Origin of the sequence: Ruminococcus sp. 1001136sp1_2201st1_G3_2201SCRN_220225, assembly GCF_040924365.1 — a bacterium.
In the GTDB taxonomy this organism is placed as follows: domain Bacteria; phylum Bacillota; class Clostridia; order Lachnospirales; family Lachnospiraceae; genus Blautia_A; species Blautia_A faecis.
Genome location: NZ_JBCOME010000062.1, coordinates 1 through 23531, shown reverse-complemented (window position 1 = coordinate 23531; position 23531 = coordinate 1). Strand labels below are relative to the sequence as shown.

At 43.0% G+C, this 23531-nt stretch carries 23 protein-coding genes and 3 pseudogenes; 7 read left to right on the top strand and 19 right to left on the bottom strand.

Annotated features, from left to right (window positions below; genetic code table 11):
- Positions 1 to 1162: phosphonate ABC transporter, permease protein PhnE (phnE, locus tag AB5642_RS16780; RefSeq protein ID WP_368371769.1), on the top strand; the 1162-nt coding region annotated here is incomplete at its 5' end.
- Between the two features lie 75 nt (positions 1163 to 1237).
- On the opposite strand, the gene AB5642_RS16775 is transcribed toward phnE, so the two are convergent.
- The 8 genes and pseudogenes from AB5642_RS16775 to AB5642_RS16740 all read right to left on the bottom strand — a co-directional run bounded on the left by AB5642_RS16775 (position 1238) and on the right by AB5642_RS16740 (position 9251).
- Complete coding sequence (locus tag AB5642_RS16775) at positions 1238 to 3229, bottom strand: TIM-barrel domain-containing protein (RefSeq protein ID WP_173718227.1); 1992 nt, start codon at positions 3227 to 3229, stop codon at positions 1238 to 1240.
- Positions 3230 to 3322: 93 nt separating this feature from the next.
- The gene (locus AB5642_RS16770; protein WP_173718226.1) at positions 3323 to 4996 is read right to left on the bottom strand and encodes an alpha-glucosidase; all 1674 of its coding nucleotides are present in this window, start codon (positions 4994 to 4996) and stop codon (positions 3323 to 3325) included.
- A 38-nt stretch (positions 4997 to 5034) separates the two neighbouring features.
- Positions 5035 to 5130, bottom strand: a pseudogene (locus AB5642_RS16765) (carbohydrate ABC transporter permease); the annotation flags it as partial.
- Between the two features lie 147 nt (positions 5131 to 5277).
- Positions 5278 to 5358, bottom strand: a complete 81-nt coding sequence (locus AB5642_RS16760) for a LacI family DNA-binding transcriptional regulator (protein WP_237925672.1) — start codon at positions 5356 to 5358, stop codon at positions 5278 to 5280.
- Between the two features lie 23 nt (positions 5359 to 5381).
- Positions 5382 to 5885: a GNAT family N-acetyltransferase gene (locus AB5642_RS16755; RefSeq protein ID WP_173718225.1), complete on the bottom strand. Its 504-nt coding sequence runs from the start codon at positions 5883 to 5885 to the stop codon at positions 5382 to 5384.
- 460 nt (positions 5886 to 6345) lie between these two features.
- Positions 6346 to 7785 carry a recombinase family protein gene (locus AB5642_RS16750; RefSeq protein WP_330590199.1) on the bottom strand — a complete coding sequence of 480 codons (1440 nt, stop codon included), beginning with the start codon at positions 7783 to 7785 and terminating at the stop codon, positions 6346 to 6348.
- Between the two features lie 124 nt (positions 7786 to 7909).
- Positions 7910 to 8851, bottom strand: coding sequence for an Abi family protein (locus AB5642_RS16745; RefSeq protein ID WP_173718224.1), 942 nt, complete (start codon positions 8849 to 8851; stop codon positions 7910 to 7912).
- 265 nt (positions 8852 to 9116) lie between these two features.
- The gene (locus tag AB5642_RS16740; protein WP_020993589.1) at positions 9117 to 9251 is read right to left on the bottom strand and encodes a hypothetical protein; all 135 of its coding nucleotides are present in this window, start codon (positions 9249 to 9251) and stop codon (positions 9117 to 9119) included.
- Between the two features lie 184 nt (positions 9252 to 9435).
- Between AB5642_RS16740 and AB5642_RS16735 the strand changes: the two genes are divergently transcribed.
- Positions 9436 to 9645, top strand: coding sequence for a hypothetical protein (locus AB5642_RS16735; protein WP_173718203.1), 210 nt, complete (start codon positions 9436 to 9438; stop codon positions 9643 to 9645).
- Between the two features lie 82 nt (positions 9646 to 9727).
- On the opposite strand, the gene AB5642_RS16730 is transcribed toward AB5642_RS16735, so the two are convergent.
- Genes AB5642_RS16730 through AB5642_RS16710 form a run of 5 tightly spaced genes read right to left on the bottom strand, consistent with a single transcriptional unit; the run spans position 9728 to position 13210 of the window.
- The gene (locus tag AB5642_RS16730) at positions 9728 to 10801 is read right to left on the bottom strand and encodes a transposase (protein WP_243252107.1); all 1074 of its coding nucleotides are present in this window, start codon (positions 10799 to 10801) and stop codon (positions 9728 to 9730) included.
- Positions 10717 to 10983 carry a hypothetical protein gene (locus AB5642_RS16725; protein WP_243252100.1) on the bottom strand — a complete coding sequence of 89 codons (267 nt, stop codon included), beginning with the start codon at positions 10981 to 10983 and terminating at the stop codon, positions 10717 to 10719. Before AB5642_RS16725 ends, AB5642_RS16730 begins: the two co-directional genes overlap by 85 nt.
- A gap of 18 nt (positions 10984 to 11001) precedes the next feature.
- Positions 11002 to 11298: an IS200/IS605 family transposase gene (gene tnpA / locus AB5642_RS16720; RefSeq protein ID WP_272105085.1), complete on the bottom strand. Its 297-nt coding sequence runs from the start codon at positions 11296 to 11298 to the stop codon at positions 11002 to 11004.
- A complete protein-coding gene (locus AB5642_RS16715) occupies positions 11285 to 12262 on the bottom strand; it encodes an NAD-dependent protein deacetylase (protein WP_243252105.1) in 978 nt (325 codons plus the stop codon). The genes tnpA and AB5642_RS16715 overlap by 14 nt, the downstream gene beginning before the upstream one ends.
- Positions 12263 to 12310: 48 nt before the next feature.
- The gene (locus tag AB5642_RS16710; protein WP_272105086.1) at positions 12311 to 13210 is read right to left on the bottom strand and encodes an NAD-dependent protein deacetylase, SIR2 family; all 900 of its coding nucleotides are present in this window, start codon (positions 13208 to 13210) and stop codon (positions 12311 to 12313) included.
- Positions 13211 to 13360: 150 nt separating this feature from the next.
- Between AB5642_RS16710 and AB5642_RS16705 the strand changes: the two genes are divergently transcribed.
- The 5 genes and pseudogenes from AB5642_RS16705 to mobQ all read left to right on the top strand — a co-directional run.
- Complete coding sequence (locus tag AB5642_RS16705; RefSeq protein WP_055052657.1) at positions 13361 to 13798, top strand: Rrf2 family transcriptional regulator; 438 nt, start codon at positions 13361 to 13363, stop codon at positions 13796 to 13798.
- Between the two features lie 730 nt (positions 13799 to 14528).
- Complete coding sequence (locus AB5642_RS16700; protein WP_173718222.1) at positions 14529 to 14912, top strand: adenylate cyclase; 384 nt, start codon at positions 14529 to 14531, stop codon at positions 14910 to 14912.
- Between the two features lie 54 nt (positions 14913 to 14966).
- Positions 14967 to 15521, top strand: a pseudogene (locus AB5642_RS16695) (ATP-binding protein); the annotation flags it as partial.
- Between the two features lie 170 nt (positions 15522 to 15691).
- Positions 15692 to 15913 carry a DUF3847 domain-containing protein gene (locus AB5642_RS16690; protein WP_005362330.1) on the top strand — a complete coding sequence of 74 codons (222 nt, stop codon included), beginning with the start codon at positions 15692 to 15694 and terminating at the stop codon, positions 15911 to 15913.
- Positions 15914 to 16050: 137 nt separating this feature from the next.
- Positions 16051 to 16908 (top strand): annotated as a pseudogene (mobQ, locus tag AB5642_RS16685) (MobQ family relaxase); the annotation flags it as partial.
- Here mobQ and AB5642_RS16680 read toward each other — a convergent pair.
- The 6 genes from AB5642_RS16680 to AB5642_RS16655 form a co-directional block, all read right to left on the bottom strand.
- Positions 16881 to 18905: a SpaA isopeptide-forming pilin-related protein gene (locus AB5642_RS16680; protein ID WP_368371770.1), complete on the bottom strand. Its 2025-nt coding sequence runs from the start codon at positions 18903 to 18905 to the stop codon at positions 16881 to 16883. The pseudogene mobQ and the gene AB5642_RS16680 sit on opposite strands and share 28 nt — an antisense overlap.
- A 405-nt stretch (positions 18906 to 19310) precedes the next feature.
- Positions 19311 to 20258: a ParB/RepB/Spo0J family partition protein gene (locus AB5642_RS16675; protein ID WP_101105956.1), complete on the bottom strand. Its 948-nt coding sequence runs from the start codon at positions 20256 to 20258 to the stop codon at positions 19311 to 19313.
- Complete coding sequence (locus AB5642_RS16670; protein ID WP_368371768.1) at positions 20212 to 21039, bottom strand: ParA family protein; 828 nt, start codon at positions 21037 to 21039, stop codon at positions 20212 to 20214. Before AB5642_RS16670 ends, AB5642_RS16675 begins: the two co-directional genes overlap by 47 nt.
- Before the next feature lie 125 nt (positions 21040 to 21164).
- Complete coding sequence (locus AB5642_RS16665) at positions 21165 to 21344, bottom strand: hypothetical protein (RefSeq protein WP_118445739.1); 180 nt, start codon at positions 21342 to 21344, stop codon at positions 21165 to 21167.
- A gap of 114 nt (positions 21345 to 21458) precedes the next feature.
- Positions 21459 to 23135, bottom strand: a complete 1677-nt coding sequence (gene rlmD / locus AB5642_RS16660) for a 23S rRNA (uracil(1939)-C(5))-methyltransferase RlmD (protein ID WP_368371767.1) — start codon at positions 23133 to 23135, stop codon at positions 21459 to 21461.
- Positions 23136 to 23140: 5 nt separating this feature from the next.
- Positions 23141 to 23531, bottom strand: a 391-nt coding sequence (locus AB5642_RS16655; protein WP_368371766.1) for an HD domain-containing protein, incomplete at its 5' end; no start/stop codon positions are given.

The following is a 23531-nucleotide window of genomic DNA, read 5'->3' as shown; positions in this document are numbered from 1 at the left end:
CGGACTTGGAACATTTGCAGGTACTTTTGCCATCACCTTATATACCTTTGCCATTATGACAAAGCTTACCTATGAAGATGCCAGTGCCGCCGGAAAAAAAGCGTATCAGGCACTTCGGGCGATGGGTACTTCGAAATATACAGCTTATATCCATGGAATTTTACCAGAGATCATTTCTGGATTTCTCACCAATGCCCTTTACCTGTTGGAGACCAATGTACGGCACAGCTCTATTCTGGGATATGTGGGAGCTGGTGGGATCGGGCTGCTTCTCAATGAAAAGATTTCCTGGCTGGAGTATGACAAGGTTGGAGCCATTCTGCTGATGCTGTTTCTCACAGTGTGTGTGATTGAATATTTCAGCAGGTATCTGACAGCTTTGATTCGAAAAGAGAGCATGATAAAAAAAGAGCAGGCTAGGCTACTGCTTCTGTTTCTTGCCGCCCTGTTTCTAATCTGCACGTTTACTCTTTCCCCACCGGATTTTTCCCGGACCAGTCCACAGACTTTACGAAATATGTTCGCAGGTTTTCTCCATCCGGACTGGAGCTTCTTTTTTTCTGCGAAAAAAGACGGACTTGGATATCTTTTGTTGGAAACCGTGTGCATTGCTTTTATTGGAACTGTGATCGGAGCCATTGTATCTGCACCGCTGGCTTTTCTGAATACGAAACGATTTGTGCCAGCTCCTGTATCCGTTCTTTTTAACCTGGTGATCATGGCCATCCGCTCAGTGCCCTTTCTGGTGTATGGACTGGTCTTCATCCGGGTATCCGGGCCGGGAGCTTTCACAGGAGTGCTGACATTAGCCGTGTGCAGTATCGGACTTCTCACCAAAAGGTTTACAGAAGCACTAGATGCCCTGGACCTTCGTCCCTATCATGCGCTGCTGGCCATGGGAGGCCGTCCTCTTCCCGCCATCTGTCACAGTGTTCTGCCGCAGCTGAAGCCAGTTTTCACTTCTATCATCCTCTATCGGTTTGATGTGAACCTCCGTGAAGCTTCCGTTCTCGGTCTAGTAGGCGCCGGCGGAATCGGAGCGCCCCTTATTTTTTCCATGAATCAATATGACTGGGAAAAGGCTGGTGCGATCATGCTGGGATTGATTCTGTCGGTGTGGGTTATCGATATGGTATCTGAAAAAACCGGAGCTGGAAATTGATGTCCAGCTCCGGTTTTGGGTCAGGTTGTGAACAGTAACCCTGTCACCTTAACACACTCAAAGTAAATTTTTCCTTTATTTTTTCAATTCTCTATAATTCTCAGCCTTATCATACTCCTTATGCACGCCATCATCCTCGTACAAAGTATAACTGCTGTCTTCATATCCTAACATGGTAAGCATGGAAGTATCAATATCCTTCACGCACTCCGCAGCCTCTGCAACCGGAATACACTTACCGCTTCGAATAAACAGGGGCACTTCATTCAGCGCAACTTCCACATAATGAACACCCTTTTCCAGAACCTCCTCAGAGATGCTTCCGTCTGCCAGAAATTTCACAAACTTCATTTCTTCCGGCAGGTAAACGTAACGTCCTCTTGCATTCTGCTCATAGACCGGTGCAATCATGATCTCATTTCCAAGGATCAGCTGGTCTTCCACGCGGACAGCCATCTTATCCTCCGGGTAGACGAACCCAAGGGGCTTGAAATACATGTCATCATTTAAAGCAGCCTTCATGTATTCACTGTACAGATAGGGCACAAGGCGGTATCTTACATTTACCACATTTCGGAAATCTTCAATATTCTCAAACTGATAGCATTCCTGTTCCCTGGTTCCAATTGCGGAATGGTTGCGCATAAGAGGAGTAAACACTCCAAGTGCCATATGGCGAAGCACCAGGTCTCTTGTGGCATCCGCGCCAAATCCGCCAAGGTCCGCTCCTGTGTAAAGGAATCCGCACATATTCAGAGATGGAAGCATTTTCAGGTTCAGAAGAATGTGTGACCACCAGGATTTGTTGTCTCCCATCCAGATTCCGCCATAACGATGCATTCCAATATAGGAAGAACGGGAAAACATCAGAAAACGCTTCTCCGGGTCAATGCGGTCAAATGCCTCACCTGCCGCTCTTGTCATATTGTAGCCAAACAGGTTATGTACCTTGTCGTGACGAATCTTTTTGCCATCTATATTGTGATAAAATCTGCGGTAATCCTCTGGATTGTTTGCAATATCATTTAGCTTACCTTGCATTTTCCAAACAGGAATCCTGCCTTCTTTGTCCTGAGAAAATTCACCAGCAAGCTTCTTTGCCTCTTCCACTCCCTCTGAAGAATAGAAAATGGCAGGCTCATTCATATCATTCCAGAAGCCTTCAATTCCCAGATCGATCAAGAAGCTGTATTTGTCTCCGAACCACTTTCTGGCATCTTTGTTCAGGAAATCCGGAAAATGAGTGTCTCCCGGCCATACGGCTGCCACGAAATTGCTTCCGTCCTCCCGCTGGCAAAAGTATCGTTTTTCCACACCTTCCTCGTAAACATCGTAGCCGCTTTCCACTTTTACACCGGCATCAATAATGGGGATCAGACGAAGCTCCTGGTCTTTCATCTCTTTTACAAAATCCGGGAAATCAGGGAAATTCTCCGGATTCAAAGTAAAGTCCTTATAGGAATCCATATAATCAATGTCCATGTAGATCATATCCAAAGGAATGTGATTCTCACGATAGCCGGCTACCACCTTGCGAAAATCCTCCTTGGTGCTATATCCCCATCTGCTCTGCCCAAAGCCAAATGCAAACTTCGGCGGAATATAGCTGCGTCCGATCACATGACGGAACTGCTTTACAATGTCATAAGCAGACTCACCCCCGATCACATACACATCCAGATCTGCATCTGCACATGTCACCTTCAGGGTATCCATTCTGGTGTACCCAATGTCAAAGGTCAGTTCAGACGGATAATCGAAAAATAGACCGAAGGTTGTCTTTCCACTTACGATAATAAGGTTGTGGGCACCATACAGGGAGCGCTTGTCCTCCGTGTGGTTTGGATCATCGGTACAATTGCTGATGTAGCAGTAACCTCTTTTGTTGATTCCACGGTTGGCCTCTCCAAGCCCGTAGACAATATCCTCCTCATCCATCACATAAGTAAAATCAAAGCCACTCTCCAGGCTGATCTTCCCATACGGAAAAGCACCATCCGCTGTCTCAATCTCCTCTGTCAGCGCCTCCGTATTAAAAGGAGCACCGTATCTGAACTTTCTGATCATAACATTCTTCCTCGTCTTTCATAAAAAGGGGCAAGAAATTTTGCCCCTTTCAGTCTGTTTTTGCTGCTGTCTGCTTCGCGTCCAGTAACCTGTTTATTTATATAACACAAATGCCTCATAAGGTTTCAGCACGACCTTGCCCGCAAATACTTTTCGGTCAAGGTTTGTAATCAGGCACCGGGAACCTTCAAATTCTGCAGGAACTTCAAATTCTGCAGACTGCTCACTGAAATTGCAGACTGTAAGAAGTCTTTCCTCATCCAGCTTTCTCATATATGCGAAAATCTGGTCATCCTCACGGCAAAGCGGTTCAAACTCGCCGTACACAATAATCTCTTTCTCCTTGCGAAGCGCGATCAGCTTCTGATAATAATGGAAAATGGAATCCGGATCATCCAGCTGGCTGGCTGCATTGATTTCTTTACAGTTTGGATTTATTTTAATCCACGGCTCCCCATCTGTAAAACCTGCTTTTTCTGAACCGTCCCACTGCATAGGTGTTCTTGCATTATCACGGCTTCTGAGCATCAGACATTTCATCATGTAATCCGGCTCCATCAGCCCTGCATCTGTCAGCTCTGTATAATACTGAATGCTCTCAATATCCTTATAATCTTCCAGCTTATGGAAATATGCGTTTGTCATGCCAAGCTCTTCTCCCTGGTATACATAAGGAGTTCCCTGCATCATATGAAGACAGGTTGCCAGCATTTTCGCAGAAGTCTCTCTGTATGCCGGATTGTCATTTCCAAATCTGGAAACGCTTCTTGGCTGATCATGATTTCCCAGGAAAAGACTGTTCCATGCTTTTCCCTGAAGTTTCTCCTGCCATTTGATCATCGTCTTTTTGAAAGCCTTAAAGTCATATCTGTCAGTGGTCCATTTGCCAAACTTCGCATGCGGGGAAGCATCTTCTACATGTTCAAACTGGAACACCATATTCAGCTCGCCACTGTCTTCCCCGGCATATTTCTGTGCCTCTTCAATGGTAACACCAGAAGTTTCCCCAACTGTCATGATATCATATTTGGACAATACCTCACGGTTCATTTCCTGTAAAAATTCATGGACCCGCGGACCGTGAACGCTGTATGGACCGAAATCTCCATACAGGCCGCTTTTCACTTCTCCATCCGGGAAAGCCTGATCCTTTGAAATCATACTGATCACATCCATACGGAAGCCGTCGATTCCCTTGTCACACCAGAATTTCATCATATCGTAAACTTCCTGGCGCACTTTCTCATTTTCCCAGTTCAGATCCGGCTGTTTTTTGGAAAACAGGTGCAGGTAATACATCTGTGTCTCATTGTCGTATTCCCATGCAGAACCGCCGAATGCACCGCCCCAGTTATTTGGCTCTTTTCCGTCCACCGGATTTTTCCAGATGTAATAGTCACGGTACGGATTATCCTTAGACTTTTTGCTCTCCAGGAACCACTGATGTTCGTCTGAAGTATGATTTACAACCAGGTCCATCAGCACCTTGATTCCACGCTCATGCGCCTGAAAAAGCAACTCCTCGTAATCCTGCATGGTTCCGTAATCTTTGTAAATTCTGCGATAATCTGAAATATCATAGCCGTTGTCATCCTGTGGGGACTCCAGCATAGGTGAGATCCACAGAACATTTACCCCAAGCTCCTTCAGATAATCAAGTTTCTCTATAATTCCTCTGATATCACCAATTCCATCCCCATTGCTGTCATTGAAGCTTTTTGGATAGATTTGGTATACAATACTTTCTTTCCACCAGTTCTTCTTCATTTCCTGGCTGTCCTCCTGATATTCTATATTTGTTTTCTTTATTTAACCGCACCGGCTACTACACCATTCATGATCCATTTCTGGCAGAAAATATACACGATCAGTACTGGAAGCAGAACAAGCAGATAAGAAGCACTTCCAATCTGGTAGCCGCCTGAATAATCATCCACTCCCACATTCTGGATATTCTCCCCTCCGATCAACATGACATAGTATCCTTTCATTTCAGTTTCCATCTGAATGGTTCCTACAAGTTCTCCTACAAAGGAATCCTGCAAGGATTACATTCCATGGGCCTGGGAAACTCTTTTCGTATTACCATTTATTACATTTGATACGGTAGTCCTGCTCACTCCCGCCATATCCGCAATATCCTAAAGCCGGATCATCTGATTTTCCTGCTCATATCATGCCATTCTTCCCCGCCCCAAGCGGAACCGGAAATTCCGTTGTCGGTGTAGTCCATTTTTTTGTACATCTCTACTTTGTTATCCAGACAGGTCAGATACAGGCATTCGCGGCCTCTTTTTTGTTCTCTTTCCACATATTGTGTCATGATTTCACGGGCAAGCCCCTGGTGGCGATACTCCGGAAGAACATCAAGACCAAGGAGCATAATGTTCCTTCCTTCCGAATTGTGAAGAGTACTATCCGTAAAAAATTCATCACGAAATACTGCTTCGTCTGTTGCCACCCCATTGAGAAAGCCGGCAACTTTACCTGTTTCTTTATCCACTGCAACCATAAATGTCTCTGGTGCATTTGCCACTCGTTCTCTCATACTCTTGGCAGAGCAGGCCTCATTTGGCGGAAAACAGATCTGCTCGATCTGAATCACCTGATCTAACTCCTCTGGAAGAATGTCTCTAAATTCGTATTTGGTTGTCATTTTTCCTCATCCTTTTATATTTCATGCGCTCTCTCCACTTTAATAGTAAAAAGACTGTAAACTTCTTTTTATTATACCTCTGCGTCTTTTTTCCGTCAATGTAAGAACGGCAAAAGGTCCCAAAAGGCATACCTTGAAATATGCCTTGAAGTATCCCTTGAAATATCCCTTGACGTATCCCGGAGGACTTCATAGCCGTACTTATCGATCATCCGCACCAGAAAATCAATACACCGCTCAAATTCCATATTCTGTTGCATAAGCTCCTTCCGTCATTGTTTTGATCTGAGCTTATTTTACATAGCCTGCCGGATTGGCTTCGAAATTGACCATTAACAACATTTATGATGCTGGGAATATTTCTGGTGAAAGCTCTTATCAGATATATAAAGTCAAAAAAAATCAGAAAAGGGCACTCCTTTTCCAGAAATTCTGGAAGCAAGTGCCCTTTCGGCTTTTCTCATATTTTTTGTAAGCAGCATACAGTTTCAACGGTACTTTCGTTGTCCCAACAAAGTTCCTGTGTCTCCCTGTCTCCGAAATACACCGGAAAACGGAACTTTATGTGCTTCAGGAATCTGCCATCTGGCTGCTCCTGCTCGTAAATGTCCACCTGTTCCATAAAGCTGTTAAGAAATTCTTTCTTCTCCAGGTCGGTGAACTTATCATATAGTTTATCAAAATATAAAAGAAATTGATAGACGTTTTCTTCTGATATTTTCTGTTGCCGGATATTCAGCAGGCGATTCTTAACTTCTTCTATACTATTCTCCACGCCTTCAATTTCATCATACAAACGGTATAACCTTGTCTCCATATCCTGATATTTCTTCTCATAAAATTTATCCATGATATCCAGGCTATCCATCTGCTGTCCAAGTCTTCCTTTTGCTCCAGTCAGCTGCCTGTGCTGTTTTTCCAGTCCTTCAATCTCTTTTTCTATTTCTTCTGTATCTATTCTTGAACCGATTTTATTCAGAATTGCTTCTTCAAATTTCGGATTCTTCACCAGCTTCCGAATAACTTCTTCCACTGCATTGTTAATCTTCTCCTCGCTCCATTGTTTACGATATCCACATTTATGACCATCTACCAGGCGACGATGTTTGCAGGCATAATAGAAATAATCCTTATATAAGGTTCCGTCTTTCTTTTTCTTTCGGTTCACGTTTCCATACATACCGCTTCCACATAACGGACATCTCAATATTCCGGATAAAATATGCTCATGATCGAGGCTATGTGTCTTTTCATATTTCACACCTGTTTTTTCCCGTTTTTGATGAGCCAGCTCCCAGTCTGTTTCTGAAACAATCCCTTCATGGATACCATCGTGCAGCATATAATTTTCCTGTTTTACAATGCAATATTCATTTCTTGTTCCAGAAACTTTCTCGTTCTTCCTTCGTCCATAAGCCAGCTTTCCACAGTATACCGGATTATCCAGAACGCCTTTTATAAATGATGCGGCAAATGCGTCCAGTGTATTATTCTGTCGTTTTTTCTTTTTATATCCATGCTGGTTCAGCCATGCAGCAATCGCAGAGATTCCCATATTAGTATGAATAAATTTATCATAGATCAGACGAATAATTTCCGCTTCATCCTCTGCAATCTGCAATTCTCCATTTACCAATTCATAACCATAAGGAGCAAACCCGCCGTTCCATTTCCCTTCCCTGGCTTTCTGCTTACGTCCTTCCATTGTTTGAACAAGGATATTCTCTCGTTCAATCTCTGCCACCGCAGACAGAACAGAAATCATCAGCTTTCCACTATCTTTTGAGCTGTCAATTCCATCTTCTACACAGATCAGATTCACTCCAAAATCCTGCATCCTCTGCAAAGAATTTAAAACATCTGCCGCATTACGACCGAATCTGGAAAGCTTGAACACCAGTACAAACTGTACCTCATCTGTTCCATTCTCAAAAAGGAAAAAACAAACTCTTGAATATTAAAATTCTTCAATAAAAAATCCTCTAAGACAATAGGTGTTTCACTATCTCTTAGAGGATATTTCTTTAATTTAAATGGTATCTGGTAATATTTTTCCAATTTTTCGGGAAACCCATTTTATTCAATAATTCAACTTCACTTATATGCTCTACCTCTCTGTTTACTCGGTCAATCTCCTTTATGAGCTTTCTTTTAAATTCCAGAAAATCTTTTCCCGGTAATAGATATCTAAAAGCAATCACCACAGCAAACAAATCTTGTTTTCCTTTTTCGTACTGATTACCGCTCTGTGGTAATGAAAGTTTTTTATGAAGCGGTGTATCCGCAATAGCATCTACTGTTCTGTATGTAAACAGTCGTTCCCCATGGGCACATACATTCCTATACTTAGTGAGAACAGATAGAAACTGTTCCATCTGATGCTGATTCAAAGGTTCAAAGTTTTTTGATACTTTTGATTTTAAGGACTGCGGAAACACTCGGAACATTTTTGATAAGTTTCCAAACGTAAGTACATTTGCCAAAACCCATAATGGAATTTCACCATATGTCTTGCGGTAATAGTTGATATATGTATAATCTGTGGTCGTTGTTGCCCGTTTCAAGGTCGCTATCAACTTTACGATTGTTGTATGATTTCTTTTTGTATTATTATAATTATTAGCATCCAGGTACTGCTTCTGCTCTGCTCCATACATTTCAGTAAAATAATATGACATCAAAGAACGCATCTGCCGCTCAATCTGCAGTAAATATTTAAAGAACAACTCTCTAAGCTCTGCATCAAACTTATACAGACTGACTATTTCTTCAAAACTTGTTCCTGCTTTATATTTTTTTGTGTTTGATATTCTAAAAAGATGTTTATATCCTCCCATAAGAGGAAAATATCCTATTTGGCGTAACATCTCTTCCGCATATTCTCCGTCTTTTATTTTTATTCCCTTTTCATCAGTGATCCAGGAAACCTGGTCACTAAAAGAAGAGAATTTTTTCGGTGTCTGCATCTCATTTCTCCTTAAAACAAAAGAGGGAGAGACCCGCAGGCTCTCCCCCGCCTGTAGGCTTCTCAAGTTTCTACAGAACGATCACTGAGCTTAGTATACGTCATTTTAAATGTCCTGTCAATACGCCAAAACATTCTCTGTCATATCAGCTCAAAATTATTCTATGCTATTTTTCTCCAAATTATCATTCTTTTTTATCAGCTTTTAGAATTTATTTGATTTAAAAATACATGAAAAAGCGACAGTCTGATTTACATTTTGTATTTCAGGAAATTGCCGCTTCTTTTTCTTCCTTATTCTGTTTTTCTTTCTCCAACTCCCGGAGGACTTCAGCGCCGTACTTATCAATCATCCGTACCAGAAAATCAATGCACCGCTCAAATTCAATATTCTGTTGCATAAGCTCCTCCCGTTATTGTTTTGATCTGAGCTTATTTTACAGAACCTGCCGAAAAACCACATTGAATAGAAATTGATTGTAAATTGACACAATCAATTTAAAACTATCCTCGTTTCCTTGAATCGAATGTATGTTCGCGTTATGATAGATATACTTAATCTTAACTACGAAAGGGGAATTTCTATTGAATCGATGCGATTTTTCTTCTATTAGCACTTGCTTAAAAAATCATATCAGCGAAAGTAATCAAATGAGTCAGCCTGATTTTTTATACGAATTATTTGAAGATTTTATGGATGATCCGGCAAATCAGGATTTTTCAATGGACAACAGTCTGGTTTGCCGCTGGATGACTGGTCAGGCTAAAATCAGTCGTGAATTACTCGGTAACTGAGTTACCAGAGCATCTGAATTAAGGCGGGATACCGCCTTTTTCAGGGTGCATCCATGGCACCACTACTGTTTGCTCTTTAGAGCTATACAGCTACTTTTATTATTTCCGGTGTTTTCAGTCCGGTTACGGACAGTTCTCTTTTTATGCCGGATACGGAGTGATATTTTCTCAGGATATTATATGCGCCTACCACATCTGCATTATAGACTCTGTTTCCATCCCTATATGATCCTCTCTCTTTCCGGTTGGACGGTTCCGCATATCTTTTCCCTACTTCCGGTGACAGAGGACTGCACTGGCTGGTATAACTTTCTTCCTGTTTTATAAAACGGATCCCATATCTTTTCAGCTTATATTCCAGCATGATATAGATCCTGTTATACGGCAGACTGTGAAACTTCTGGTTTGTCCTGTGTCCCAGGTCTTTTTCTCTCCGGATGTTCCGGATATCCCCTGCAACGACACAGGTGATCCCTTTTTCCCGGCAGTATTCTACAAGATATCTTGTGATCTTGTGCAGATAGTCCGTTACTGAGTCTTGTTTTCTCTTATATAACTTCCTGATATGTTTTGATGTGACCGGATGCTTTACTCCCTTTCCGGACTGCTGCCCATACCACTGGGCCTGCACCCTTGCGATCTCTTTATGGAAATATCTTTCCAATTCAAGGTACTTCCTGCCCAGGATAAACGCCTTCCCATTTTCGGAATCATAACACGTCATAAGGTTGTGAAGCCCCAGATCAATAGACAGTTCATGTCCGTTCTGTGGAAGTTCTTCCTGGTCAGGGACCTCATAAACAACAATAATTTTACAGCTTCCCTTCTCCGGCGGATAGATCCGCAGCTGTTTGATCTGATCCATGCCCCTGAAAATCTTATTTTCAAGGTAAAGAAAGTTTTCATGGATCTGATATGTTTCTTCCATATATTTTTTTAATGTCTTTGGAAGAGACAGACGGACTCTACCCGTATCCCACTCATGCACGATCCCCATCTGCATATAGGTAATGGGGATACTTTCTTGCTTAAACCGCGGCGGTCTGGGAGTCTCGATCCCCCCGGATCTTTTCAAGGCATAAAAAGACTTCCATGCCTTGTCCAGCAGCTTGCAGACTTCCTGGGCAGTCTGGGACGGGAGCTGTTTATACCACAGATCCTCTTTATGGGCTTTTTCTGATAATACCAGTCCGGATACTGCCCCATACCCGCTTCTTTGTAATGCTGACGTTCATAATTACAGACATTCCAAAGCTTGGATGCTGCATAGCACATATGTCCGATGAGATTCGCATATTCCCGGCTGACCTTTATGGATGTTTTCTTTGACAGAAGCATTTCCTCTCCTCCATCGTATCAGTAAGCTTTGCTCTGATGTTCGATGTACCTGCGGATGTTTTCTTCCGATACAGATCCGACCGTTTCCACATAATAGGAATGGTTCCACAGCTCCCCTTTCCAAAGCTGGTTTCTTATTTCCGGAAAACGTTCGAAAAGTTTCCTGCCGGAGATCCCCTTCAGGTATTTCACGATCGCAGTTATGGATAATTTCGGAGGGGCTGACACAAAACATTGTACATGTTCTCCTTCCCCACATTCAAATGTTTCTCCATTAAGTGGAATATCAAGAACAAGTATCCTATACAAATGCACTTTCCTCTTTTGCTTTCCACAAATCTTTTAACACTGTTCCTATATCTCCCAAAATAGCAATCCCCTTATCTTCAATGAATTCCGGCAAAAACTGATATTCTGAATTTACGGAGATATAATATGCATCTTTCAAGCTGTTTGTCAGTTCCCAAAACGGTTCCTGTATAAACATCGGTGTCATGCGCCCTACTCCAAGTTCTATAAAGAGAATTTTTCTATCTTTGTTCTTTTGAATGTATTTTGAGATTTTCTCATATTCTTCTTCGTATTTTTTCCCTTGCAGAAAATTCCCATATCCTCTTACCCACGGAAACATTTCCGCACCACAATGAGGGCAGCGAGGAATCAGTTCATCCGGCACCATTGTCCCCTCTCCCATAGCCGCAATCATATCTGCCACAGGTTGTACGGCATCCCATGTTTCATCCTGACAGCACTGGGAACACTGGAAGAAACGATGATCTCCCTGAATCTCACTGACCTTTTCTTCCGGATAAATCTTTACAAACTGTGTATCCTGATTAGTCGTTAAGATATGAAAATCCTTTCCCTGCAAGATTCTATCCAAATCCAGATATGGCTCTCTGATAGGAGCATTTTGTGTAGTATTTAAAAAGGTTGCCACATATCCCCAGTGTTCATTTCTTGTAGAAAACCGATGCATCATTCCGCTAAAAGCACCTTTGAATCCATACTTATCTTCAAATTTTCCAAAATGCTCACGAAAAGAAGGGGTATCACTATAATAAAAGTCACCACCTCCAGCCGCTGATAAACCGGATGCTCCGCCTACTACGATACACTCTGCCTCCTGCACTCTGCGAACAAATTCCTGAATCTGTTCCTCGTAAGGAAGTGGTTTTTGTTTGCTCAACACTACAGCAGTACCGCCGGATGCATAGGTACTATAGTGTCTGGAATAGTTCATTTGTGTTTTCATTACCAAATTTTCATAACAGCTCATTTTTTTCATTCTCCTATCTCACAACTGTAATATCTTCAACCACCTTACTTAGTCTATCCTTCCCTTTCTGATTTCCTTTAACGCTACCGTAAGATTACCATCCACACCGATGGATTTTTCTTTGATTTCCTCTGGAATGTAAATTTCGCCCTTGTTAAATGTGATATATCTTGCCTGTGGTTCTACTGCTGCTAGCTGCATCAAAGGAGCTTTAATCATCTGATTTCTCCAACCAATGCCAAATTCCAGAATTACCAGCTTCTTTCCATGTAAATTCTGAATAAATTCTTGATAGCGGGCATCCTTTTCCTTCCAATTTTTCGTTTCTGTAAACGAGGACATCTCACCCCAATTTACTTCCATATCTCCACCGCATTTTGGACATTTCGGCAGTAACTCTTTGGGTACTCTTCCGTTTACTTCCTCTTCTGTCATGGCGAGAACTGCTTTTTGATTAGGATAGACCTCGTCATGACATCTGTTCTTGCACCGCATCTGGGTTAATTTCCCTTCCATTTCAAAAACACGGTCTGCCTCAAAACCTGCCGGCACAAAATGATCCTCCGCATTGGAAGTTACTACGAAATATTCTTTATCTTTTACTAGTGCATAGATGTTTTTCATAATCTCACTCGGCTCATCCTGCATAGCTTTTGCCTTAACAAGTCTGCTTACAAACGCCCACTTTTCTTCTACCTTCATTGGCACTGAAAATCCGTGTAAAACACAGCGCAGTCCGTATTTTTCTCTGAAATCTCCCATATTTTCCTGAAACCATGCGTCATCTGCAAAAATATTATATCCCTCTGCGATAGACAAACCATTACTGGCTCCAATCAAAATACCATCTGCTTCTTTGATGATTTGACTTATCTCTTGATATACATTCATCTTCATCACATTTCCTTTCCCGCCAGAAAACTGACTTGTTCCTCCTTTTGCATACACCACTTTATCTCCTTTTTTATATCAGATTCCACACTTTTTATTTTGCTTGACTTTTATTTTTTTACTTGTTAAAATTAAATTTACATCAAGCATTAAAGTCATATTATCATGTAAGTTTAAAAATTGCAAGAAGAAAATTCGAGGTGACAAATGAAATATTCCACAAAGCTTAGTGACACCATTCATATTCTTATATTTATTGCTCTTGGAGATGACGAACAACTCTCCAGCACAAAAATTGCAGAAAGTATCAAGACAAACCCGGCTTATGTCAGACAACTTATGGCAACCCTGAAAAATGCAGGCATTGTTGTCAACACACAAGGTCATGCGAATGCCGCTCTTGCAAAATCGGCAGATAAAATCAATATGTATGACATCTACCGAGCTGTAGAGGGCGATAAGCCGCTGCTTCACCTGGACACAGATACCAATCCGGATTGTGGAATCGGTATCAACATTCAATTCGCTATTGGGGACTTCTATCATGAAATTCAAAATATGGTAGATGAAAAAATGAAATCCATTACATTGCAAGATATTATTGATCGGTATTATTTTAAAATCAGGAAAGTTAAAAGCCTTTAACTAATCAAGAATAGCAAGCACTGCCTGTGTCATGACTCAATGGCAAACAGAAGCCGCACCAATCCGGTGCAATTTTATCTCAGCGATGATGAGCAGTACATTCTCACTACCAAATTCAAAGCATCCGGCATGAAAAGCATGTCAGCCTTTTTACGCAAGGCATGTACTTGAGCAGGCAGGGATAAACTTAAAAGGATTGAATGTTGATAAGCTAAAAGCGGAATATCCACAGATTGGATTTTCCATCGAAAAAAATATATCCGTTCTTTTAACAAAATAAGCATAATTTACGGCGGGCAAATTGCCCACCGTTATATTCAACTATTCGTCAAATAAATATATCATCATCGACAACTAAAATCTTGTATTTCATCCAAACCATCTCCAGTATTCATATTATACGATAAAAAACAATGAAATCATAACAAGAGTACATGCAGAACGTAAGCACAATATATCTTTTTCTCAATTCTAGCTCAATTTCCCCTCAATGCCTTTTCCTCCGATTTTCGTATGCTTATCCCACAGCAGAGCAGTACCACACCGGTACGACCTGCTGAATCAATCAATACGAAAACGGAGGTATTTTTATGCGAGAACTCAGAAACACCAAAATCATTGCTGTAGATCATGGCTACGGCAATATGAAAACAGCAAACACCGTCAGCCAACCGGAATCAAAGCCTATGAAACCCTGGCTTATATGAGCCTGAAAAGGAGGGAATAAACCATGCAAAACAATATCCGCAACACAAACCTGCGTTTTAATCTGGACAAAGAACAGCAACGGAGAGCCTGGGAATATTTACAGACGATGGACAGGCAGGATTTTAAATCTTACAGTCAGGTAATCTCTCTTGCACTGGTAGATTATTTTGACCGCTACTACCGCACACAGGCTGATCCTTATCTGGAAACAAGAGAACGGGAAGAACTTTTTGTGAAACAGATTGTAGATGCAGTGGAAAACATTCTGAAACAGGCATTGTCACTTTTTCTTTCCGGACTGACTGCAGGCATGGCGCAAAGGGAGCCCCAAATCAGGGCGTCCTTTCCAACACCTGAAAATTCACAGCCAGATAGTGATGTAGACTGGGATTTTCTTGGCGAATAACTGATTGGAGGTGAACACATGACGGACTTTCTGACAGCAGACACCAACCTGCACGGCATCAATCCGGAAATAAAACTGGCACACAATTATGTAAGCAACTGGGAAGAGATGAAAGCAAACGCTTCCGGACTTCTCATCTGGGGTGATGTCGGTACTGGAAAATCTTTTTTTGCAGGCTGCATTGCCAATGCCCTTCTGGAAAAAAGCGTTCCTGTACTGATGACCATCTTTTCCCGGATTCTGAATACCCTTACCGGAATGCATTTTGAAGGCAGAAACCAGTTCATCAACAGCTTAAACCGCTACAGTCTTCTGATTATTGATGATCTCGGAATTGAGCGGAACTCTGACTTTGCACTGGAACAGGTATTCAATGTGATCGACAGCCGTTACCGCAGTAAAAAGCCCCTAATCATAACGACCAATCTCACTTTATCCGAGCTGAATAACGCCGCTGATATCGCACACAAACGAATTTATGACCGTATTCTGGAGAGATGTATTCCTGTCCGTATCAATAACCGGAATATTCGTCAGGACAATGCAACAGCTAATTTAAAACAGGCGAAAAAAATCCTGTTGAACAATCATGCTCCGAACCAGAATTGACTCGAAGAAGTATAACACAATGATTACTTTTCACTGACAGTGGTACTACTTTCTTTCCTCATTTATTACCAGAAATATGCCACTGTCAGTTATCTAAAACCATAGTACCAAACCAAAAGATTTTAAAACCAAAACTGCCCGGATACGGGCATAAAAAGGAGGTGCCAGATATGGCAGATAAAAGAATCATGACACCGGAAGAAAAAGCACTTTTACAGGCAAGACACCGCCAGGAAGAAGCCGAAGCAAGAAACCGGAAAAAAGAACGTGATGCCAGAACACACCGATTAGTCCAGGAAGGAGCCATTCTGGAAAGTATTGTTCCACATATTAAAGAAATGGATTTAGATTCCCTGAAACGGGAGCTGATGATCCGGCTACGGGGAATGTAAACGCACAAGTTCTACTCCCGAAGGGCGCACTTACTCACCACCTGATAAATCAGGCAGTGGTATCCCCTTCGGGGCTCGTGCGCTCTGCCGAGGGCTTTATACACTGTTGCAGACAACATCGAAAGGAGGTACCAGATATGGCAATTTATCATATGCAAGCCAAAGTCATCAGCCGTGGTTCCGGTCGGTCTGCTGTTGCTGCCTCTGCTTATATGAGCTGTAGCCGCATGTACAATGATTATGATGGCATTCAGCATGACTATACCAGAAAGCAGGGGCTGATCTATCAGGAGGTGATGCTTCCTCCAATGGCTCCATTGGAATGGAATGACCAGGAACAACTCTGGAATGCTGTGGAAGAAAACGAAAAGACCAAAGACAGCCGACTGGCAAGAGAATTTGTTGTCGCACTCCCCGTTGAGTTAGATAAAGACAGCAATATTTCTCTTCTTCAGGATTTTATTAAAAAGAATTTTGTAGATATGGGGATGTGTGCTGATTTTGCCATTCACAATACAGATGGTCACAATCCCCATGCACACATTCTTCTTACTGTCCGACCACTAAATGAAAATGAAACATGGCAGTATAAAACCGAAAAAGAATATCTCTGTATCAAAAATGGAGAAGAAAAAGGATTTACTGCTTCTGAATTTAAAACTGCTCAGAAACAGGGATGGGAAAAGCAATATCGCTATAAAGTTGGGAAAAAGAAAGAATATCTGACTTCCTCTGTTGCACAGGAAAAAGGATATGAACGGATTGATAAACACCCCAAGAGCAGCCGATATGGCAGACAGAATCCTATTTCCGAACAATGGAACAGTGATGAACAACTTTGCATCTGGCGGGCAAACTGGGCAGATGCCGTAAATAAAATGCTTGCACGTAATCAGATAAATGCTACCATTGATCACCGCAGCTTTGCAGATCAGGGAATCACCGAACAGCCAACTATCCATGAAGGCTACATTGCCCAGAATATGGAAAAGAAGGTGTCAATGGTCGTCACTTCGGGATAAGTGAAAGTCATAGTCACAAGATTTCCATTCGGGTCGTAAATCTGGAAGCCTGCACCTGCATACGGGATTGTATTGCCTGTTTCTGCATCTTTCTTTACAATTTTGATATAGCTCTCAAAGTTAGCGTTGTTGATAAGGTAGCGGTAGGTCTGACCGTCCTTGCTGATAAACACATCAAAGTCTTTCATCAGTTCACGCCCCTCCCAACCAGAGGTCTGGCGGACGGTATAAATGCCATACGGCATATCCTTTGTCTGGGCAAAACCGTTCTCGTCACATGTCAGCACATCACGCTCGGTTTCCTTTGCATTTTCATAGCTGCCTGCGGATTTGAGGAACACTTCAAATACCGCACCTTCTTCGGGTGTTTCAATCTGGGTTTCCCCGTTATCCGTATGCTTGATGAGTGCGATATTGCCTTTGATGACCTGTTCATTCACATCGTTTGCGGTACTGTTCAGCTCTACCGTGTATAGCTCTGGTTCTGCACCTACCTTGTGGATTGCGGTATCCAGAAGATACCCCTCGGACGAGCTGATTTCACGGACAGTCCAATCATTATCACAGATATAATACTTGGTCGTAAACTGACCGTTTTCATCAGTCGTGTAGGTGTCAATCAGTTCCTCACCTTTATAGATGCCGTAAACCGCACCTGCAAGGGAAGCATTGCCCTGCGGAGAACCTGTTTCTGCATCGGTCTTTGTCACAGTCACTTGGAATTTCTTCAACACATTGTCGAAGCTGCGTTTTGTGACCTTGTTCCATTCAATCGGAGCTGTCTGGGAAGCAGGAACGACATAGCGGACTGCGGTATCCACTTCCTCAACCACATACGGGGTATCGCCACTGATAAGGACATTTTCAAACTTAGCCAGTCCGTTTTTATCAGTCACGGCATACTCGTCAACAGGCAAGCCGCTTAAAGATGTGCCATAAAGGTGGAATTTCATTCCCTCCACCAGATTGTCCTCGGAAGTCTTGACGATTTCCAGACTGCCACGCTTCAAAGTATTGCTGAAGGTCACAGTAGAGGTTTTTCCTCCGATAAGTGTGACAGTCTGGGTTTTCTGCGGCTCATAACGGTCAATAGACTGTTCTGTGACCGTATAAGTGCCAGGGAATAATCCCTCCACGGAGACAGAGCCGTCCTTTCCTGTCTTAACTGTTTTATTGAAGTTATCACCTTTGATTGTAAAAGAGATGCCCTCCACAACTCCGTCCTCAGAAGTCTTTTTGAGGGCAATCGTGCCTGTCGGCGTTTCGATATTGATATATGCAGACACGGTATCAGCATTCTCCACACCTGTTACCAAATCCTGCAAGTTCGAGTCGCCATAGGCAATGAGCTTTGCACTGCTGCTGACAGTCGGCACATTGTTCCTCTTTGCCGTAATGCGGACAGAACCGCTGATAGCTACGGTGGAGCTGATTGTCAGCTTATTTCCAGACTTCGATACACTCACATTGCTGTCAGAGCTTGAAAAGCTGTAATCGGAAAGGACGCCGTTGCTGTCCGTCAATGTGATGCTGTACTTTCCGTCCTTGTAGGCAAGCTCCTTTGTGATGTCATTCTTACCGCCCGACATAAAGCTCGGAATGGTGTTATGCTCACGCAGCATTGCAACAATCTGGTCATACACTTCCCTTGCTCCGCTGTTGGCATAATTTGAACCGAAGTGCAGGCTGTAAACGGTGGTGCTTGTCTGGTTATATGAGCCTGTGGCTTCACGGCAGCCTGTGACAAACTCCCATACGAGAGTCTGCGTGGCAAGCCATTTTTCATCATCACTTCCCGACAGATTATTTCGGTTGCCCTGATACCCATAGAGCAGGGCAAGCCCAACCGCCTTTTTCTGGTTGGCTGAAAGTGCGTTCCAAGTATCAGAGGAAGCCTTTTTCAAGGTGTTTCCTGTTTTCAGCGGTACTCCCGGCTGAATACAAAACGCATTCTCGCCATCCACAAACATACGGTACTTGTAATTTCCTGTTCCGCCTGCGGTATAACCACCGATATTCGCACTGGAATTGTACCTCATCGCATTACCTTTGCTGTCATAGGTGTGAGAAAAGGAAATTGTCCCGATGTCACCCGCAGCAAACGCTGTCGCAGGCATTATAGATAATGCCGTGACCGCAGCCATTACAAAAGCCGCAGCCTTTTTGAACAATTTAGGGATTTTCATAGTTACCTCCTGTAATTTAGATTGAATATTTTGCCTTACTGACCGAAAAAAAGCTGCCCGTTATGGACAGCTTAAATTATTTCTTTTCTCGGATAGTTACTGGCAGTAGTTAGGGGTGAGGTGTGGAGAGGGGGAAGCCAAAATAATGGCTATCCACTCAAAAAGGCAGACCTCGCCCTCGGTGTGTGGCTATCTCTCGTGAGCCTTGTTCCGCTGCAAGTGTCGGTTATAAAACTCCAACGCCTTGACAACAAAATCCGTTTCCTGCCCTCTGGGAACAGTCTTTGGAATGAGCTTGGTTATCCTCTCGTCACGGAAAGCAGGTTTTTCCTTCTGATTGGGCTTTTCTTCCTCCATAATGGACTGGATAACCTCGGAATTGAGCTTGCCATCTTGGTTATACTTCTTCATTTTGATAGCCTGTGCCAATGACGGGGTAGCATCGTTGTACTCCATTGCTTCAAGCAGGGTGTATTGCTGTTCCTCGGTCAGATAAGAAACCTCAACCGCAGGACGAAAAGCAATCTGCCTTTCATCTACCATTTGCAGGATTTCGGGAACAAGCTCCGTTAGACGGATATAGCGGCGTATCTGGTCTTTGCTTTCTCCAACAAGTTCTCCTAATTCCTCATCAGAACGCCCTTTTGATAAATTAGTCGCCAATGGCGACGCATTTTCTTTTGGGGGTCTGCCTGCCTGTCGTTTCATAGCTTCCAACCGCATTTTATACGCAAACGCTTTCTCACTCGGCAAAATAACAGAGCGTTGGAGATTACTTTCCACCATAACAATAATGGCTTCATCACGGGTAAGCTCTTTGACCTCGCATTTCAGCGTTTCAAGTCCTGCAAGTTCACAAGCCTTTTTTCGCCTGTGACCACTGATAAGCTCATACCGTCCGTCCTCTTTTAAGCGAACTGTCGCAGGGGTCATTACACCGTTTCGCTTGATACTCTCAACAAGTTGTTCCATATCTTCGTCCATCAAAACCTTGAACGGGTGGTCTGGAAACTCGTCAATCTCCGATATGGGAATATCCCGTATCTTGCTTAGCTTTGCTTCCTCACGGCTTTCGTCCGTCTGAAAAAGGTCATCGTATGCGGTCAGCTCGATTTTGGTTTCTCTGCTTCTCGCCAATCTCTGCCACCTCCTTTCCTAACTGCTCATAGGCTGCGGCAACCTTGCCGCTTTTGTCGTAAGCAAAAATACTTTTGCCTTCTGCGGTAGCTTCCACCGCACGGATAGAATGAGGTATCTCGGTATCAAATACCTTGATTTTCTTACCGTATGCACTTTTGACCATTGCCGTAATTTCCTTAGAAATGTTGGTACGGGGCATTACCATAGTCATTAAGATACCGTCTATCCGCAGCTTGGGGTTGATTTGCCGTTTGACCATTGATACGGAGCGAAGTAAAAGCTCCAGACCTTTAGCCGAGAGATAGTGGGGCTGTGTAGGGATAATCACGCTGTCAGCCGCTGCCAGAGCATTGATGGTTATCATCCCTAAGCTCGGCATACAATCAATAAGCACATAATCGTAATTCTTTTTAACCTCATTGACATAGGTTTTCAGCACACGCTCACGACTCATTGCATTGATTAGCCTTACCTCAAAGCCCGACAGCTCAATGTTTGACGGAAGCAGGTCAATGCCCTCTCTGTGGTGGATAATACCCTGTGAAACATCAAGCGTTTTATCGTCTATGATGTTCTGCATCACAGTAGAGAGCGTTATGGGAATATCGTCTGGTCTGTTATAACCCAGAGCCATCGTGAGATTTGCCTGTGCATCAGCGTCAATCAGCAGGACTTTTTTACCCTGTTGCACCAGACTTACGCCCAGATTGACTGCTGTGGTTGTTTTTCCGACACCGCCTTTCTGGTTAGTCAGAGCAATCACTTTGCAATTTGACATAGATGCGTCCTCCTTTCACATAGATTTAGCCACTTTGTCAAGGTGGCTATGTAAACAGTACCAGAGAACGCAAAAAAGCCGCCTACTCTTAAAATCAATAAGAATAAGCGGCTTTGAAATTTGCCTTAGACATATTCAATTTTCATTCTCTTGGACGGTGCATTTATGACCTTAAAAATAAGCTCGTCAACACAATCCGTATATCTGCCTTGCTGTATGAGCTGATTTTTTAACTCTACAAGGCTATGTATCAAAAGTTTTCTTTCGTAGCTATCCAAATACAGATGATTAAATTTCTCTCTCATAAGCACACCTCCACTTCTTTAGCTTCATTATATTGGAAAGCAGGGGAAAGGACAAATCTGCAAAAAGGGACAAAAATAAGCGTACCACTATTTCTAATGATACGCCTATCCTCATTAAATCACTTCAAAATGCTTCAACGCATCCTTTATGGCTTCCACTTTCTCTGCTGTCGGATGCTTCCTCGGCTGTTTCAATTCCTCTACCGCATTAGGAGCATCGTACATTGGCAAGCCTAAATCTCTTTTTACCTCTGCGATATATGCGGTATGTACCTTGAAGCCGTATTTAGCTTCTATGTACTCCTTTATCATTTTGTAGGTCACTCGTTCTTTGGGCTTATATTCTTCGGCTCTTTTAGCGATATTATCAAGCGGAACTTTTCCCTCACCCTCGCCAAACTCAACTTTTACGTTGATATGTCCGTCTGGCTTTTTGTGGGAAAGCAGTACTACCGTCTCCACCGACACCGTATTCGGGAACATATCAACCGGGCAGACTTTCTTCAATTCGTAGCCTCTTTCACAAAGATACTTCAAATCCCGTGCCAGAGTTGCACTGTCGCAGCTTACGTAGACTACCCGGTCGGGCTGCATTTCGATAATGGTAGAAAGCAAGGTCTCGTCGCAGCCTTTTCTCGGCGGGTCTACTACAATCACGTCAGCACGCTCACCAGTGCGGGCAAACTGCTCTGGAAGCACTTCCTCTGCTTTTCCCACAAAGAATTCCGTATTAGCAAATCCATTCAGACATGCATTCTCTTTAGCATTCTCAATGGCTGCAGGAATGATCTCCACGCCCCTCACCATCTTTGCCTTCTGTGCAAGAAACAGGGAAATGGTTCCAATTCCACAGTAGAGATCCCATACAGTCTCATTTCCGGAAAGCTGTGCATATTCCAGTGCTTTTCCATAAAGACGCCCTGTCTGGTAAGGATTTACCTGGAAAAAGGACAGCGGCGAAATCTGATAGGAAATCTCTCCGATCTTGTCTGTAATGTATGGCTGTCCCCAGAGCAGCCGCACCTTTTCCCCAAGGATTACATTGTTTCGCTTCTTATTCACATTTACCATCACACTGACAGTCTCCGGAATCTGACAAAGAGATTTCACCAGAGCCTCTTCGCCAGGAAGCTTCTCCCCGTTAATGATCAGACAGACCATCATCTCATCCGTAAAAAAGCCATATCTGATCAGCACATGGCGCACTAAACCCTTGCCAGTGTTCTCATCATACGGCTGGATGTTGAACTTCTCCATATGGGCGATCACACGGTCCAGAACCTCCTTATTCTGTGTTACCCCAAGAGCACAATCCCGATTCTCAATAATGCTATGTGTACGACCAGCATAAAATCCGGTAATGATTCTGCCATCTTTTGACTTTCCAACTGGAAACTGCGCTTTATTTCTATAGTGGAAAGGCTGCTCCATTCCCAGGATTTTCTCCATAGGAATATCTGTAAAGCCTCCAATCCTCTCCAAATGTCCCCTGACTTTGGAAGTCTTAAATTCCAGCTGCTTCTCATAGGAAAGGGCCTGCAGCTGACAGCCTCCGCACTGTCTTGCAAACTGACACTTCGGCTCCACACGGTCAGGAGATGGGGTGATAATCTCCTCCAATCTTCCGTAACCGTAATTTTTCTTCGCTTTCATGATTTTTGCGCGGACTGTGTCTCCGATTACTGCATCTTTGACAAAAACGGTGAAGCCATCAGCCTTTCCGATACCTTCACCGTCAATTCCGCAATCTTCAATCTTTAACGTAACAATATCATTCTTACGATACTCCATAAAGATTACCATTCTCCTGTCTTTCTTAAGTTAGATTCAAATATTCTGTTAAATCCAAGCCATTCTTTCTTGCTCTTATCTGCCGCAAAAATCTCGGTAAGAGTCTCCATGCGGGCATCTGTATTATCTGCAAGATTCAAAGCAACTGCCTCTACCATAGCAGGTTTCTTAGGGGAACCGTACTCAAGTTCGCCATGATGTGCCAGGATACAATGTACCAGCTGGTTCTCCAGATCCAGTGGAAAGTCCGGTATCTCCTTAATCAGATCATGAATCATCTGTGCTCCGATTATAATATGTCCCAGAAGCTGTCCCTCGTCTGTATAATCATTCAGTGGAAAAGAAGAAAGTTCTCTTGTCTTTCCTACATCATGAAGAAGTGCTGCTGTGATCAGC

Excerpts from the sequence above, each read along its gene's own strand:
- AB5642_RS16760 (WP_237925672.1), bottom strand. The coding sequence starts at position 5,358 with ATGGCGGGAGTGAGCAGGACTACCGTATCAAATGTAATAAATGGTAAT.
- AB5642_RS16725 (WP_243252100.1), bottom strand. The coding sequence starts at position 10,983 with ATGCTTCTGTCAAAGAAAACATCCATAAAGGTCAGCCGGGAATATGCG.
- AB5642_RS16680 (WP_368371770.1), bottom strand. The coding sequence starts at position 18,905 with ATGTTTGTGGATGGCGAGAATGCGTTTTGTATTCAGCCGGGAGTACCG.
- AB5642_RS16715 (WP_243252105.1), bottom strand. The coding sequence starts at position 12,262 with ATGAGCTGTTATGAAAATTTGGTAATGAAAACACAAATGAACTATTCC.
- AB5642_RS16770 (WP_173718226.1), bottom strand. The coding sequence starts at position 4,996 with ATGAAGAAGAACTGGTGGAAAGAAAGTATTGTATACCAAATCTATCCA.
- AB5642_RS16665 (WP_118445739.1), bottom strand. The coding sequence starts at position 21,344 with ATGAGAGAGAAATTTAATCATCTGTATTTGGATAGCTACGAAAGAAAA.
- AB5642_RS16775 (WP_173718227.1), bottom strand. The coding sequence starts at position 3,229 with ATGATCAGAAAGTTCAGATACGGTGCTCCTTTTAATACGGAGGCGCTG.
- AB5642_RS16700 (WP_173718222.1), top strand. The coding sequence starts at position 14,529 with ATGCAAAACAATATCCGCAACACAAACCTGCGTTTTAATCTGGACAAA.
- AB5642_RS16755 (WP_173718225.1), bottom strand. The coding sequence starts at position 5,885 with ATGACAACCAAATACGAATTTAGAGACATTCTTCCAGAGGAGTTAGAT.
- rlmD (WP_368371767.1), bottom strand. The coding sequence starts at position 23,135 with ATGGAGTATCGTAAGAATGATATTGTTACGTTAAAGATTGAAGATTGC.
- AB5642_RS16705 (WP_055052657.1), top strand. The coding sequence starts at position 13,361 with ATGAAATATTCCACAAAGCTTAGTGACACCATTCATATTCTTATATTT.
- AB5642_RS16690 (WP_005362330.1), top strand. The coding sequence starts at position 15,692 with ATGGCAGATAAAAGAATCATGACACCGGAAGAAAAAGCACTTTTACAG.
- AB5642_RS16740 (WP_020993589.1), bottom strand. The coding sequence starts at position 9,251 with ATGCAACAGAATATTGAATTTGAGCGGTGCATTGATTTTCTGGTACGG.
- AB5642_RS16745 (WP_173718224.1), bottom strand. The coding sequence starts at position 8,851 with ATGCAGACACCGAAAAAATTCTCTTCTTTTAGTGACCAGGTTTCCTGG.
- AB5642_RS16670 (WP_368371768.1), bottom strand. The coding sequence starts at position 21,039 with ATGTCAAATTGCAAAGTGATTGCTCTGACTAACCAGAAAGGCGGTGTC.